We start from the raw sequence: 15,126 nt of genomic DNA, 5'->3' as shown, positions 1-15,126 counted from the left end.
TCAATTATTTCTTAGTCTGATAAGACATCTTGCCAACGCTTGGCTTCTTTTTGAATGATGTCTGCTGCACCGTAGTAGATATCGCGCAAAATCACATCGCACGTTTCTTCAGCCTTGATTAGGCCAGCAATTTGCCCAGCCATCACAGACCCGTTAACCACATCACCATCTACAACTGCGTTTCGCAAGGAGCCAGCTCCCATTTCTTCAATGTCATCAGCGGTTTTTTGATCGGTTAGAAATTCTTTTTCTGCTTTTGCATAAGCTGAGGTCAGCTTGTTTTTAATGGAGCGCACAGGATGCCCCACAACTTGAGCAGATATGACGGTGTCAATATCTTTTGCCTTCAAAATTTTGTCTTTGAAATTTTGATGCGCGTTAGATTCTTTGGCCACTGCAAATCGAGTGCCTACTTGGACAGCCTCAGCTCCTAGCATAAAGGCGGCAGCGGCACCACGACCATCTGCAATTCCTCCAGCGGCAATGACAGGAATCGATACTGCTTCGATGACTTGTCTGACCAAAGTCATGGTTGTTAATTTACCAATATGACCTCCAGCTTCCATCCCTTCGGTAATAATGGCATCAACACCTAGTTTTTCCATGCGCTTTGCCAGAGCCACACTTGGCACTACAGGAATAACAATAATACCAGCCGCGTGCAAACGTTCCATGTATTTCCCTGGATTTCCAGCACCTGTTGTGACCACCTTGACGCCTTCTTCAATGACCAAGTCAACTATGTCATCTGCAAAAGGAGATAAGAGCATGATGTTGACCCCAAACGGTTTCGTCGTAATGGCTTTAACTCGGTCAATGTTAGCTTTGACAACGGATTTTGGGGCATTTCCTCCGCCAATAATCCCAAGGCCTCCAGCGTTTGAGACCGCACCTGCCAAATCACCATCAGCCACCCAGGCCATGCCTCCTTGGAAAATGGGGTATTCAATATTAAGTAATTCTGTAATACGTGTTTTCATAATAACCTTCTATGTGAGCGATAAGGAGAATAATTTGATAATCAAACTATCTTAGCAAGAAGAAAGAGCGAGCTAGACCTCTTAATGGATCTAGTCTCACCCTAGTGGTTTGACTAATACTTATGAGCTACTTACTGCCTAGGCTAACAATAGCCAAGCAGGTGCGTTAATCACTAAGCGCTTCATACGTTTTTTTCAGGCCTTATTTGATTTTGCCTTCAACGTAAGAAACCAAATCGCCGACAGTGTTTAAACCTTCTTCTGTTTCGATTTGGATATCAAAGGCATCTTCGATTTCTGAAATCACTTGGAACACGTCCAATGAATCTGCATCTAGGTCGTCAAAAGTTGTTTCTAATTTCACTTCTTCAACATCTTTACCAAGTTCTTCAACGATAATTTCTTGTACCTTTTCAAATACTGCCATTTTTATTTCTCCTTAAAAAATATAATTTTTTATAAATGCGCCAAGCACATAATATAACTAGATTTTAACAATTAGACTGCCCCATGTCAAACCTCCACCGAAGCCTGACAATAAAATATGCTGACCAGAACCTAGCCTTAGTTGGCCTTTTTGAACGGCTTCTGATAGCAATATAGGAATACTAGCTGCGCTAGTGTTTCCGTAAAACATCATGTTTTCTAGGAACTTTTCCCTCGGCATGCTCATTTTTTTAGCCATTTTGTCTAAAATGCGACGATTAGCCTGATGCAACAACAAATAGTCTAAATCGTCTTTGGCAAGACCTGACTCTGTAATAGCATCTAAAATACTCTGAGTGACATCTCTGACGGCAAAATCAAATATCGCTCGCCCGTCCATTTGAATAAAAGGGCTTATCTCTTCTTGCTCATCAGAAAAAGGGGAGGCTAGTTTGGTTTGACCAGATGTTAAGGCGAGACCTCTAGCCCCATCGGTGTGCAGGGACTCCACTAAAAAGTGCTTGTCATTGGTAGCCTCTAAAAGCACACCACCAGCTCCGTCACCAAATAGAACTGCAGTCCCTCTATCAGACCAATCTAAGACCTTGGACAAGGTCTCAGCTCCAATGACGATGCCCCTTTGATAAGTACCTGAAGAGATAAGCTTATCTGCCGTTGCCAAGGCAAAGACAAAACCACTACATGCAGCAGTTAAGTCAAAGGCAAAGGCGCGATGAGCCCCCAGGGCTCCTTGCACCTTGGCAGCTGTTGATGGCATACTAGAATCAGGGCTAATGGTCGCCACGATAATAAAATCAATCGCCTCTGCTGTCTGTCCCGACTGGGTCAACAACTGCTCTGCCACTCGTATGGCTAAATCACTGGTTTGCTCATTTTTAGAAATGCGCCGCTCTTCAATCCCTGTTCGTGATGAAATCCAGTCATGATTGGTATCCATGATGTGTGACAGGTCATCATTTGTCACAACCTGTTTTGGGGCATAGTGGGCAACGTGACTGATTTTTGAAAAAACCATTAAATCAAATCCTCCAAAAATCGGTGTAGTTTGCCAAGACCACCCATCAGAGCTTTCATCTCCGCTTCCGTCATATCAGCCAGCACATGACCTACCATGTTTTTATGAAATTTAGCATGTAGGCGGTCTAAGAGTCTGCCTTTTTTAGTCAGAGACAAATAGACAACTCTGCGGTCTGAATTTGATCTGGTGCGTTTGATGTAGCCTTTGGCCTCTAGTTTGTTCAAACTAGTGGTTACAGTCCCTAATGTTACCATGAGTTCTCTAGCAATGTCGCTTGGCGTCACATGATCATAATCACCAATAATTTCAATAGTGTGCATTTCTTTTAACGAGACATCGTTAAATTGACTCGTCTTTAAACTCATTTCTTCAATGACCAAAATCCTGTTGAAAATATCAACTAAATACTGGTTAATCTTTTGATATTCCAAGTAAACACCTCCTAGCAATAAGCTTTGATAGTCAAATCATATCAAACATCAAAGCATTTTGCAAACAAACCTGTTTACTTCCCCTGAAAGTTTGGTCGTCGTCTTTCAGCATAGGCTCTGACACCTTCTTTAAAATCTTCCTTAAAAGCTAACTCTTCTTGGATTTGAAGTTCTTTGTGCGCATAGTCTTCCCAACCTTTGAAAAAGCTCTGCCAAACTAAGGCCTTCATCCCAGCATAAGAATTTGACGATCCTCGTCTTAACCGTTTTAAGAGTTGCAGGCAAGTTTTTTCTAACTTATCTGACTCAACAGCTCGGTAGACAAAGCCATCTTCCAAGCCTTTCTCGGCTGTAACGCCTTCTGCGGTCATCACGAGATGCGTCGCACGGTTTAACCCAACAGCACGTGTCAGTAAAAATAACCCTCCAGCATCTGGTGCTAAACCAACATTAACAAAGGCTTGAATGAACTTGGTTTGAAAACTTGCGATGCAAAAATCTACCGCTAGCGCCATATTAAATGCTGCGCCAGCCACAGCACCATCCGCACATAAAATGACGGGTTTTGGTAACTGTTTAATGGCAAATGAAATCTCTTGAACAAGCTCAGCAATCTTAACCAAGGATTGCACGTCATCTCTTTCAACAGCAGCTTGCATCTCAGTCAGGTCACCCCCAACTGAAAAAACCTTTCCTTTTGCCTGTATCATTAAAAAGCGAATAGAGGCATCCTCACTAACGCGCTTAATCGCTTCTAACAGCTCTAAACACGTTGGAATGTTAAACCCGTTAGAGACTTCAGGGCGATTCAAGGTCACAGTTGCAAGATCATCCTCAACACTAAAAATGATATTTTGAAATGTCATGTCTGTCCTCTTTTCTGACAATTTATTTGACATTAAAATCATTTCATAGTGAAATGATTTGATAATCAAATTAATTATGACACTATATTACAACAGAATGATGAATTGCGCAAGAAAAAAATGAAAAAATAGCCTTATTTTTTAAAAAATCATTTGGTTTAGGAGTTTTTCTGTGCTTAACAGCTCAAAAAAAGGCTAGCATAAGCTAACCTTTGACAACGTGTTATTAAATATCTTCTAGGGCATCTTTGACCTTGTCAAAGAAACCTTTTTTCTTTGGTTGATGCAATTTTTCACCACCAGCGTGGGCAAAGGCCTTAAGGGCTTCTTTTTGCTGATCGTTTAACTTAGTAGGTGTCACAACAGTTACCGTAACATGTTGATCTCCTTGTCCGCCACCGCGAAGTTTTGGAGCCCCTTTTCCTTTGAGTCGGAAAATTTTCCCTGTTTGAGTACCTGCTGGGATGGACATTTCAACATCGCCATGAACGGTTGGAATATCCACCGTATCTCCTAGTGCTGCTTGGACAAAGGAAATGTTGAGGCTATAATAAATGGTTGAACCATTACGTTCAAACTTTTTGCTTGGCAAAACATTTAAAATGACAAACAAGTCACCATAAGGCCCACCATTAAATCCAGCTTCTCCCTGACCCTGCAAGCGAATTTGTTGCCCTGTTTCTACACCGGCAGGGATTTTAACAGATACTGTGTGTTTTTTCTTTTCGTGACCACTACCATGACAAGTTTGGCATGGGTCTGTGATTTCTTGACCACTACCATGACAAACGTCACAGGTTACTTGGCGACGCATCATGCCAAGAGGGGTTTGGGTATCAACAGTGATAGCACCTGACCCATGACATTTACGGCAGGTAATTGGACTAGTGCCTGGCTTAGCGCCTGACCCCGAACAGGTCGAACAAGTCGCTTCACGGTGATAGCTGACCTCTTTTTCAACACCGAAAACAGCTTCTTCAAAAGACAGGTTGACACGGTACTGCAAATCGTCTCCTTGGCGAGGGGCATTGGGGTTTCGCATACCACCGCCTCCACCAAAGAAGCTAGAAAAGATGTCTTCAAAACCGCCAAAGCCAGCTCCATCAAAGCCACCAAAACCGCCGGCACCACCGCCAAAGCCACCTTGAGCTCCGGCTGCGCCATATTGGTCATAAGCTGCACGCTTTTGAGAATCACTCAAGGTTTCGTAAGCTTCTTGGACATCCTTGTATTTTTGTTCGGCACCTGCTTCTTTGTTAATGTCTGGATGGTATTTCTTAGACATTTTGCGGTAAGCTTTTTTGATTTGGTCTTGAGAGGCATCCTTAGATACCCCCAGACGGTCATAAAATTCTGTATTGTTCATAAATCAAGATACAAAGGGCATTAAGCCAACACAAGCAAAAAAATTGCTTGTGTTCTTAGCCCGTGTTCGGTTGCGAACACTTGTATTCCTTTCTGTAAAATTAGTCAACGAAAACAATATAATAGAGGTTTCGTTTCTTTGAGTTACCGTTAGCTGGTCATTGTTAGCGAAAAACAGAGGTTGGGAGTCAACCTCTGGCTTTCTGCTTAGGAGCTAGGACGCTCGTTTCGATGTAACGGTCTTTGCATCTTAATGTTATTTTTCAGTGAATTCGCCATCAACAACATCATCACCTTGTGATGAGTCAGCTGCTTGGTCGCCTTCAGCGCCTTGAGCAGCTTGCTGTGCTGCTGCAGCTTGTTCATACATTTTAACAGCTAGTGCTTGAGCTTTTTCGTTAAGAGCTTCAAGTTTCGCTTTCATGTCATCAAGGTTGCCAGCTTCTTGGGCTGCTTTAAGCTCGTCAAGAGCTGATTGTGCAGCGTCACGCTCAGTGTCAAAACCTTTGCCTTCAGTTTCTTTGATGGTTTTTTCAGTTGCAAAGATAGCTTGGTCAACTTCGTTTTTAAGGTCAACTTCTTCTTTACGTTTTGCATCAGCTTCTGCGTTTGCTTCTGCGTCTTTCATCATGCGGTCGATTTCTTCTTCGCTAAGACCGTCATTAGACTTGATAACGATGTGTTGTTCTTTTTGTGTACCAAGGTCTTTAGCTTTTACAGAAACGATACCGTTTTTATCGATGTCAAATGTCACTTCGATTTGTGGAATACCACGAGGAGCAGCTGGGATATCAGTCAATTGGAAACGTCCAAGAGTTTTATTATCTGCTGCCATTGGGCGTTCCCCTTGAAGAACGTGAATATCAACGGCTGGTTGGTTGTCTGCTGCTGTTGAGAAGACTTGTGATTTAGATGTTGGAATAGTTGTGTTGCGCTCAATCAATTTGGTAAAGACACCACCCATTGTTTCGATACCAAGTGACAATGGTGTCACGTCTAGAAGAACAACGTCTTTAACATCACCAGTGATGACACCACCTTGGATAGCTGCACCCATCGCTACAACTTCGTCAGGGTTAACTGATTTATTTGGTTCTTTACCTGTTTCAGCCTTAACCGCTTCAACAACAGCTGGGATACGTGTTGATCCACCAACAAGGATAACTTCGTCAATTTCTGACAATGACAAGCCTGCATCTGAAAGGGCTTGACGAACTGGTGTTTTTGTACGTTCCACAAGATCACGTGTCAAGTCATCAAATTTAGCACGAGACAAGCTCATTTCTAAGTGAAGAGGGCCTGCGCTACCAGCAGTAATAAATGGCAATGAAATTTGTGTTTGAGTCACACCTGAAAGGTCTTTTTTAGCTTTTTCAGCCGCATCTTTCAAGCGTTGAAGAGCCATTTTATCTTGAGAAAGGTCGATACCGTTTTCTTTCTTGAATTCTGCAACTAAGAAATCAATGATTTTTTGGTCGAAGTCGTCACCACCAAGTTTGTTGTCCCCTGCAGTTGCAAGAACATCAAAGACACCGTCACCTAATTCAAGGATTGACACGTCAAAGGTACCACCACCAAGGTCAAATACCAAGATTTTTTCGTCTTTGTCTGTTTTGTCCATGCCATAAGCAAGCGCTGCTGCTGTTGGCTCGTTAACGATACGTTCAACTTCAAGACCTGCAATTTTACCTGCATCTTTTGTTGCTTGACGTTGTGCGTCGTTAAAGTAAGCTGGAACTGTGATAACAGCTTTGGTTACTTTTTCACCAAGATAATCTTCCGCATAGCCTTTCAAGTATTGAAGAATCATTGCTGAGATTTCTTGTGGTGTGTATTCTTTACCGTTTGCAGCAACTTTTTCAGAAGTTCCCATTTTTGATTTAATAGAAATGATTGTATCTGGGTTTGTAACTGCTTGGCGTTTTGCTGCGTCACCAACAATGATTTCACCATTTTTAAATGACACTACTGAAGGAGTTGTGCGATTACCTTCTGGGTTTGCAATGATTTTTGATTCTGTTCCTTCAAGAACTGCTACTGCTGAGTTAGTTGTTCCTAAGTCAATACCGATAATTTTAGACATATTTATTTCCTCTTTATATTCGTTTTTTATAATGCATATCTTGTTAGACCGCCACCATGGTGACAAGCCTTTCGCTTTTAAGTTATTTCGTGTTTATAGTTTTAGGTCATTTCGGACCATTTTTATGAAATGGTTAGTTCTAATCAGATGTCAAAGGGATGTGATCTTAGCCTCAAACCATGATTGTCTGATGCTGCCCTAGTTGTAAACCACCACCATAGCTGGTCTCAAAAGACGCTCATGCAACTTGTAGCCTTTTTGGAAAACTTCTGCGATGCTATCTGCTGGATGGTCATCATCTGCTGGCAAGGTTTGAACAGCCATATGCAAATTATGGTCAAAGGTTTCCATAGCTACTTCTTCGATGCCTTCTTCTTTGAGGGCTTGAATTAAGCTTTCTCGTACCATTTCTAAGCCTTTTTTGACATCTTCTGTCAAACCTTCAACGGCTAGCGCTCGCTCTAGGTTATCTAAACTTGGCAAGATTTTTTTAGCCAAATCCTGTGAGCGATAGCGTTGCAAGCTTTGGCGCTCTTCGTTTGAACGGCGCTGAATGTTTTGCATTTCAGCATGCGCTCGAAGGTATTTGTTTTCAAATTCTTCGGCACGCTCAACTGCTAATTCTAATTCTGTTTTTTCTGGTGCTTCACTAACGGTTTCCCCAGTTGATGCTACTGTTTCAGAAACTGTTTCTTCGTGAAGGGTTTCTTTGTTTAAATCATCTTCATGTTTTTTCGACAAGATGTTACCTCTTTCTGATATATTGTGACCATGAGGTTAAATCATTAGTGAACCTCATAATGATTACTGTTAAGGTAGCGGTAGTAATCCCTTAGCTTGATAGCTAAAATACGCCCGATAACATTGATCAAGCTGACACTGCGACGATAATCCATATCAATTGGACCAATCAAACTTAATAGACCAAATCCACGATAAGGGATTAAAAACTTATAGGTCAGCAAGGTGACATTTGCTAAGGCCGACTCACTGCTATCTGCCACTCGTACAGTTGCCATCTCGTTTTCAGACATGCTTTGTCTGATGGACAAAGCTAAGCGCTCTTCGTCGTCAAGAAATTGATAGGTTGCTAACCCTGCATAATCTAGGGAAGCAACTTTTCCTGATACAAAAACCGTTTCTCGAAAGAGCCCCTCAAAGAGATATTCGAATAAATCTAAGACGTTATCTGTCACGGTGAAATATTTTTGGACAATCTGCGGAATTTCTGTTCGCAATTTGTAGTGGATGTCAATTACCGCTCGTCCAATTAACCGCTCATCAACGATGGCTTTTAGAGCCAATAAATCACGACTCAAAAAGTTTTTAGGGACCGCAAATTGTACGGTAAGGGGTTTTGAACCGTCCATGTTGAGGACAGCTAGAGCGTCGTGATTAGACAGTTGAACAATATCAAAACCAGTCAGTTTTTGTCTAGCAGGCTCAACATCCAAAATAACAGCTGTATAGCCTGTCATCTCTGACAAGATACGACCCGCCTTTAGCAAGATATCCTCTAATTTGAAGGCCTCAAAATCAAAGGCTTTGATCAGCTGATATACATCTTGCTCATCAATACTATCCAAATCAAGAGAATGTTCTACAAAATATTTGAACCCTGCCGGGCTGGGCATACGTCCACTTGAGGTGTGGGCTTTTTCGAGAAGTCCCATTTTCTCAAGCTTTGCCATATCATTTCTAATCGTTGCACTACTAGAAGCAATTAGTGATTGCAGGGCTTTTGAGCCTACTGGTTCGTGAGTCTGCGTAAACAGCTCCACAATTAGGTTCAAAATATCGTTTTGACGTTCTGTAATCACAAACTCATCACTCCCTTTCTTTTAGCACTCTATGTGTAAGACTGCTAACTGATAATTCTATTATACCCTTTCACAGACACATGTCAAGGGAAAAACTCAAAAAATTAGCACTCTTTGTTTAAGAGTGCTAATTTTTTGAATCGTACCGTGTTAGCCCTTCTGATTCAATGACCTGAATCAATCGGTTTGCGTAAGTCGTGTCTTCTGGATAACGATAGGTTTGCAGAGCATTAGCTGCTTTTTTGTAATTTTTTTCTCTTGCTAAGTGCTGATAGAGTTTTTTGTTATCGCCTTTTCCTAGGCGCAATGACAGCAAATAATCTCTGAGCGCAGCGTCTCTATTTCGGTATACCGCAAAAGCTTCTTGCCGAGTAGAGTCCTTGTGCCGCCTCAAAACCACTGAAGCTTGACCAGGTCTTGCCGGGAGGGTCAAAAGGTTATGGTACCTAGATGCGAGCAAGGTTTTGCCATAGTTTGTCTCCAAAATAACCTGTCCCATCAAAACAGACGGCTTAATGCCGTATGCTTGTGCGAGTGGCTTAACCTCTTTGCTTAATAATGCGGTGAAAGCCGCTTCAGAATAACCGACCTTTATGTCTTGGTTGGCTACAAGGGGTCTAGCGTTGGCAATCAAGGGAGCTAAAATCATGACAACAAAGAAGAACATAAGCCCTAAAAAATAAGATAATTTAAGTCGGCTTCTCATTTGTTCTCCTTTAACTGCTCGACGTACTCTTCTAATGTGAGATTGTTGTCAACCATGTACTTGGCAGATGCCTTGCCCACATAGCGGTAATGCCAATCCTCGTAATCAACTCCGGTGACTTCTTTTTTACCTTTTGGGAAACGTAGCACAAACCCAAATTGAGGTGCCAAGCGCTCGATTTCCTTAGCCACAGCTGGATCACTAGCGTTGAGGCTGTCAACATTGCTCATATCAATGGCAAGACCCGTGTGGTGTTCACTGGCTCCTGGTGGCTGAGAGTAGGTTTGCACCTGCTTTTCAGCTTCTTCTTTGGTCAGGTTGGGATTACTCGCAAGCTCTCTATCGATATAAGTCTGATAGAGTTGTTCTTGATAGGCGACTGATCGGTAGCCAGAAATCAAATGTTCTTGTGGGTCCACCGTTTGAGCAGCAGCGAGAAAATCTGCTGCGTCTTGTTCGATACGCTTATCAACAGAAATGCCATTGATATCAGCTAATTCAGGAGAAATTTCTTCTATTGTATTGTCGCGATTGACTAAGACCAGTTGCCAATCATCGATAGACACATCTGGCAAACGATCAATGGCTTTGGCTTTTTTTGCCACTTTGGTCTGCCTTGGCTTGGCCTTTGTGATTGGTTTTGCGGCAGGCCTTTCTGGCGCGACAAATAAATAGATTCCTGACACAAATAATAAGACAACAAGTCCTTGTAGTAGTAGTTTTAATCCTTTATTTTTCATCTGCTATTGACTCAATAATCTCCCTACCTTGATAACGGTAACTCATGTCCCCAACGGCTTTTATGGTAAACTGACCATCTTCAAATTCAACAACCGTCACACTGCCGTTATCAATGTATTGTTTGTCGTAATTTGGATCAATCAACCAAACAAAGGTTCCAATGGTCATCCCGTGACTGACTACAATGGCATTGCCTCCGCCTGAATTTTGAAGAGACAAGGCAATGTCTTCAAAACCCTCATAAATGCGCTTGCGCAACACGTCCCATGGTTCAGCCCAATTTGCTGTATCAACATCAACGATGCTCTGGGCAAGCTCTGGATAAGGGACATCTCGGATGTTGTCTCTATTTTGGAACGCTTTTGTCCGTGGTAAAACCCCTAAAAACAACTCAGAATCATAGGCGCCGTCTAGGCTACCAAAACACCATTCTCTGATGCGCTTATCTCTCGTGTAAGGGATGAATCGATGTTCCGACTCTCGCAGTATAATCTCCATTGTCTGCATGGTACGACCCGAATCACTTGAAAATGCTGATTTAAATGACAGACCTGCTTTTTTTAGCCCCAAGCCCAACTCGCGAATGCCTTCTTCGCCTTTGGTGGTGAGAGGGGTGTCACTCCAACCTTGCGCACGACCAATGGTGTTAAACATTGTTTTGCCATGTCTAGCAATATATAGTCTTGTTTTTGTCATTTTAACCTCCAAAGTCTTCTTATCATTATAGCATTAAACGAAAACACTTGCAAAAACAGGTTTCTTTCGCTGTTTCGTTCCCGAAAAACCTCTTCATACACCTTAAATCTTATCACAACTATAAAAAGAAAGCCATTATCAGTCTCGAACCACAATGTCCACTTCTAATAAATGATTGTTTTAGCTGAATAGTGCATAAAAACCTTTAGAGTTCTTCTCTAAAGGTTTTTATGTCAACATCTTGTGTTAATTTCTGCCAAAAATAGCAGATGCAACAATAATCACAATAGCTGCTCCCAAAATAGATGGGAAGATTGCCATATCAGCTAGTTGAGGACCCCAATAGCCGAACAGTTGTTGACCAATCGCTGAGCCAATAAGCCCTGCAGCAATATTGGTAAAGCACCCCATAGAGTTGCTTTTTTCGGTGATTTTACCTGCTATCATACCAATGATAGCTCCGACAATTAATGACCAAATCATACGAGTCTCCTTGTTTTGTTTGTAGTGACACTAGTGCCAGGCTTAGATTACTCTAAAAGCCCTTTTAGCTCTTGTGCCAATAGTTTTTGAGCAACTTGTGGATTTGCTTGACCTTTCGTCGCTTTCATCAAGAAACCAGTAAAGGCTTTGTCAGCATTGCGTTTTCCAGATTTGAAGTCAGCGACAGCTGCTTCGTTATCAGCAAATACTTGATGAATGATTGGAATCAAGACCTCTGGATCAGAGATTTGAACGAGCCCTGCTTTTTCAACATAGGCACGCGCTGAGCCACCCTGTTTTGCCAAGTGAACAAAGACTTTTTTGGCAATCTTAGATGAAATCGTGCCATCAGCAATAATCGCAATCATCTCTACTAGGTTTTCAGGGGTTAAAGCAATCTGGTCGATTGTTTTTGATTCAGCGTTTAAGAACTGAGCAACCTCACCTTGTAGCCAGTTTGAGACTTGCTTGGCATCTCCTCCGAGGGCTACTACTTTTTCAAAGAAATCTGAAAGAGCTTTGGTTGCTGTTAATTGAGCTGCGTCATAGTCTGATAGCCCCAACTCAGCGACGTAGCGCGCACGACGATCCTTTGGAAACTCTGGTAATTCAGCTCGCATGTCGTCAATCCAAGCATCATCAATTTCAAATAATGGTAGGTCTGGTTCTGGGAAATAGCGATAGTCTGCCGCACCCTCTTTGACACGCATCAAGATGGTGCCTTTGTTGGCCTCATCGTAACGGCGAGTTTCTTGGCGAATCACACCACCTGAGCGTAAGATTTTTGCCTGACGCTCTACTTCAAATTCAAGCCCTTTGCGAACATTTGAAAACGAGTTTAGGTTTTTCAATTCTGTTTTGGTTCCAAACTTCTCTTGACCGTAAGGACGTAGTGAGATGTTGGCGTCTACACGCATAGACCCTTCTTCCATTTTGACATCCGATATGCCTGTGTATTGGATGATTTCTTTAAGGGCAGTAAGGTAAGCATAAGCCTCCTCGGGAGAACGCATGTCTGCTTCGGAAACAATCTCGATAAGGGGAACCCCTTGACGGTTGAGGTCAACATAAGAATAACCATCTGTCCCGTGAGTGTTTTTACCCGCATCTTCTTCTAAGTGGGCACGCTCGATACGGATTTTCTTGGTTGAGCCGTCTTCGAGGGTAATATCAATCCAGCCATTGTAACCAATTGGCTCGTCAAATTGTGAAATTTGATAGGCCTTAGGGTTATCAGGATAAAAATAGTTTTTGCGGTCAAAATGCATGTTTTTGTGGATAGCCATGTTCAAGGCTAGGGCCGCTTTAATCCCTGCATCAATCACTCCCTTGTTAATAACAGGAAGCACTCCCGGGAAAGACCAATCAATCACATTGGTGTTAGCATTTGGGTCTTCGCCAAAGTGGGCTGATGAAGGTGAGAAAATCTTTGAATTGGTATTCAACTCGACATGGACTTCAAGCCCAATAATGGTTTCAAAATTCATTACTTGTCACCTCCAAAAATAATCGGTTGTTGCTTGTGGTAATCTGTAACAGCTTCAAAGGCTGCAGCAGCTTGGTAAATGGTTTCTTCAGAATATTTTGGTCCGATTAGCTGCAAGCCAACAGGCAAGCCATCTACAAATCCCGCAGGAATCGAAATCCCTGGTAAGCCTGCCAAGTTAACAGGAATGGTCAACAAATCAGCTAAATACATGGCAACAGGGTCATGGTTAAGCGTTTCTAGGCCAAAAGCAGGCGTTGGCGTTGTTGGACCTAAAATAAGGTCATAGTCTGCAAAGACATTTTCAAAATCCTGAATGATTAAGGTACGGACTTTACCTGCTTTTTTGAAGTAGGCGTCGTAATAACCAGATGACAAACTAAAGGTTCCTAGCATGATACGGCGCTTAACCTCATCCCCAAAGCCTTGGCTACGGGTCTTGACATAAATGTCATCCAAATTATTGGCATCTTCTGCTCTAAAACCATAGCGAATGCCATCAAAACGTTGCAAGTTAGAAGAGGCTTCTGAAGAAGCTATAATATAGTAAACTGCCACACCATATTTACTGTGCGGAAGGCTTACTTCCTCTACAATGGCACCCATTTTTTCAAATTGCTTGGCTGCGTCTAAGATGGTTTCTTTGATTTTTGGATCAATTCCTTCACCCAAGTATTCTTTTGGCAGAGCGATTTTAATGCCTTTGATATCTTGACCGATTTTTGACGTGTAATCAGCAATCTGCACTGGAGCTGAGGTAGCGTCTTTGGTGTCACTGCTAGCAATGACATTGAGCAGTTGAGCGTTTTCCTTAACCGTTGGGGCAAATGGCCCAATTTGGTCAAGCGAACTGCCAAAGGCTATCAAACCAAAGCGAGATACTGCTCCATAGGTCGGCTTAAGTCCTACCACACCATTAAAGGCAGCCGGTTGTCGGATAGAGCCACCCGTGTCTGAACCCAAGGACAGACGTACTTGTCCTGAGGCAACAGCTGTGGCTGAACCACCTGATGAGCCACCTGGAACCTTACTTTGGTCCCATGCGTTATGAGTTGTTTTAAAGTAAGACGTCTCTGTCGAACCACCCATGGCAAACTCATCCATATTGGTTTTTCCGATTACAACCATGTCTTTAGCATAGGCATTGGCAACAGCTGTCGCATCAAAAATAGGCTCATAGTTATATAGCATTTTTGATGCTGCTGTGGTCAAAATCCCTTTTGTCGAAATGTTATCCTTGACTGCTAGAGGTATCCCTGACATGAGGTTCTCAGCATCGATGCCCTTAGCATCAATGTCCGCTGCTTGTTTGAGCGCTGCGTCTTCAGCAATCGTAATAAAAGAGCCAATAGCTTCTTCGCGGGATTTGATATCCTCAAGAGTGGCCTTGGTTAACTCGGTTGCAGAAATTTCCTTGGCTACAAGGAGTTGGTGCAGTTCTTCTATTGTTTTTTGGTTAAGTGACATTAGGCATCTCCTCCATCATCTAGAATAGCTGGCACTTTGATAAAATGATTTTCTTTTTCCAAAACATTTTTAAAGAGCAAATCACGGTCTGTTCCTGGCTCAGCAACATCAGCTCGCATGATGTTTTTTTTATCGGCCATTGTTGTTGTAATAGCAACACCTTCTGTATCAACTTCATTAAGCAATTCAACCATGTCAACGATTTTTGATAGACTCGTTGCAAATTCTGTTGTTTCACTTTCTGAAAACGATAGTTTTGATAAAGTCGCCACGTGGCGAACTTCTTCTTCAGAAATTTTCATGAATTCTCCCATCCAAGATATAGTGGTTTATTAAATTGATTATCAGCAAGTAATTTGCCTCAATAACTATCTAAGATAGCCATGATATCAATTTGACATAGTCTAAATTATTATACCACAATTGCACGCATTTACCACAGTATAGCCACCAAGTCCGCCAGCTCTAGGCACAAAAAACTCCCCTAGCTTGCTTGGTGCAATAGCTTTGGGGAGTCTTATTAATGGGGTCTAGTGA

16 protein-coding genes are annotated in these 15,126 nt (G+C 42.3%); all 16 read right to left on the bottom strand.

Annotation, left to right across the window (positions count from 1 at the left end; translation table 11 throughout):
• Positions 1–11 precede the first annotated feature (11 nt).
• The 16 genes from fabK to gatC all read right to left on the bottom strand — a co-directional run bounded on the left by fabK (position 12) and on the right by gatC (position 14,891).
• Positions 12–980 (bottom strand): enoyl-[acyl-carrier-protein] reductase FabK, encoded by a 969-nt coding sequence (fabK, locus tag AKK44_RS02335; RefSeq protein ID WP_037595222.1) that lies wholly within the window; start codon positions 978–980, stop codon positions 12–14.
• Between the two features lie 202 nt (positions 981–1,182).
• A complete protein-coding gene (locus AKK44_RS02330) occupies positions 1,183–1,407 on the bottom strand; it encodes an acyl carrier protein (protein ID WP_054278346.1) in 225 nt (74 codons plus the stop codon).
• A 57-nt stretch (positions 1,408–1,464) separates the two neighbouring features.
• Complete coding sequence (locus AKK44_RS02325) at positions 1,465–2,442, bottom strand: beta-ketoacyl-ACP synthase III (protein ID WP_054278345.1); 978 nt, start codon at positions 2,440–2,442, stop codon at positions 1,465–1,467.
• Positions 2,442–2,876 (bottom strand): fatty acid biosynthesis transcriptional regulator FabT, encoded by a 435-nt coding sequence (gene fabT / locus AKK44_RS02320; RefSeq protein WP_037595215.1) that lies wholly within the window; start codon positions 2,874–2,876, stop codon positions 2,442–2,444. Before fabT ends, AKK44_RS02325 begins: the two co-directional genes overlap by 1 nt.
• A gap of 74 nt (positions 2,877–2,950) precedes the next feature.
• On the bottom strand, positions 2,951–3,742 hold the full coding sequence (locus tag AKK44_RS02315; RefSeq protein ID WP_054278344.1) for an enoyl-CoA hydratase: 792 nt from the start codon (positions 3,740–3,742) through the stop codon (positions 2,951–2,953).
• Positions 3,743–3,968: 226 nt separating this feature from the next.
• A complete protein-coding gene (dnaJ, locus tag AKK44_RS02310) occupies positions 3,969–5,108 on the bottom strand; it encodes a molecular chaperone DnaJ (protein WP_054278343.1) in 1,140 nt (379 codons plus the stop codon).
• Positions 5,109–5,363: 255 nt separating this feature from the next.
• Positions 5,364–7,190: a molecular chaperone DnaK gene (dnaK, locus tag AKK44_RS02305; RefSeq protein WP_037595212.1), complete on the bottom strand. Its 1,827-nt coding sequence runs from the start codon at positions 7,188–7,190 to the stop codon at positions 5,364–5,366.
• Between the two features lie 198 nt (positions 7,191–7,388).
• Positions 7,389–7,931, bottom strand: coding sequence for a nucleotide exchange factor GrpE (grpE, locus tag AKK44_RS02300; RefSeq protein ID WP_054278342.1), 543 nt, complete (start codon positions 7,929–7,931; stop codon positions 7,389–7,391).
• Between the two features lie 44 nt (positions 7,932–7,975).
• Complete coding sequence (gene hrcA, locus AKK44_RS02295) at positions 7,976–9,010, bottom strand: heat-inducible transcriptional repressor HrcA (RefSeq protein WP_054278341.1); 1,035 nt, start codon at positions 9,008–9,010, stop codon at positions 7,976–7,978.
• Positions 9,011–9,137: 127 nt separating this feature from the next.
• Positions 9,138–9,716 (bottom strand): glycoside hydrolase family 73 protein, encoded by a 579-nt coding sequence (locus AKK44_RS02290; RefSeq protein WP_054278340.1) that lies wholly within the window; start codon positions 9,714–9,716, stop codon positions 9,138–9,140.
• Complete coding sequence (locus AKK44_RS02285; RefSeq protein ID WP_054278339.1) at positions 9,713–10,456, bottom strand: M15 family metallopeptidase; 744 nt, start codon at positions 10,454–10,456, stop codon at positions 9,713–9,715. Before AKK44_RS02285 ends, AKK44_RS02290 begins: the two co-directional genes overlap by 4 nt.
• A complete protein-coding gene (locus AKK44_RS02280; protein WP_054278338.1) occupies positions 10,446–11,153 on the bottom strand; it encodes a histidine phosphatase family protein in 708 nt (235 codons plus the stop codon). Before AKK44_RS02280 ends, AKK44_RS02285 begins: the two co-directional genes overlap by 11 nt.
• A gap of 246 nt (positions 11,154–11,399) precedes the next feature.
• The gene (locus AKK44_RS02275; RefSeq protein ID WP_037595202.1) at positions 11,400–11,636 is read right to left on the bottom strand and encodes a GlsB/YeaQ/YmgE family stress response membrane protein; all 237 of its coding nucleotides are present in this window, start codon (positions 11,634–11,636) and stop codon (positions 11,400–11,402) included.
• A gap of 47 nt (positions 11,637–11,683) precedes the next feature.
• Entirely contained in the window at positions 11,684–13,123 is a 1,440-nt protein-coding gene (gene gatB, locus AKK44_RS02270; protein ID WP_054278337.1) for an Asp-tRNA(Asn)/Glu-tRNA(Gln) amidotransferase subunit GatB, read from the bottom strand.
• Entirely contained in the window at positions 13,123–14,589 is a 1,467-nt protein-coding gene (gatA, locus tag AKK44_RS02265) for an Asp-tRNA(Asn)/Glu-tRNA(Gln) amidotransferase subunit GatA (RefSeq protein WP_054278336.1), read from the bottom strand. The genes gatB and gatA overlap by 1 nt, the downstream gene beginning before the upstream one ends.
• Complete coding sequence (gene gatC / locus AKK44_RS02260; RefSeq protein ID WP_054278335.1) at positions 14,589–14,891, bottom strand: Asp-tRNA(Asn)/Glu-tRNA(Gln) amidotransferase subunit GatC; 303 nt, start codon at positions 14,889–14,891, stop codon at positions 14,589–14,591. The genes gatA and gatC overlap by 1 nt, the downstream gene beginning before the upstream one ends.
• Positions 14,892–15,126 lie beyond the last annotated feature (235 nt).

The organism is Streptococcus phocae, assembly GCF_001302265.1.
Lineage (GTDB): Bacteria > Bacillota > Bacilli > Lactobacillales > Streptococcaceae > Streptococcus > Streptococcus phocae.
The sequence above is the reverse complement of the archived record's forward strand: the minus strand, read 5'-3'. Positions and strand labels throughout refer to the sequence as shown.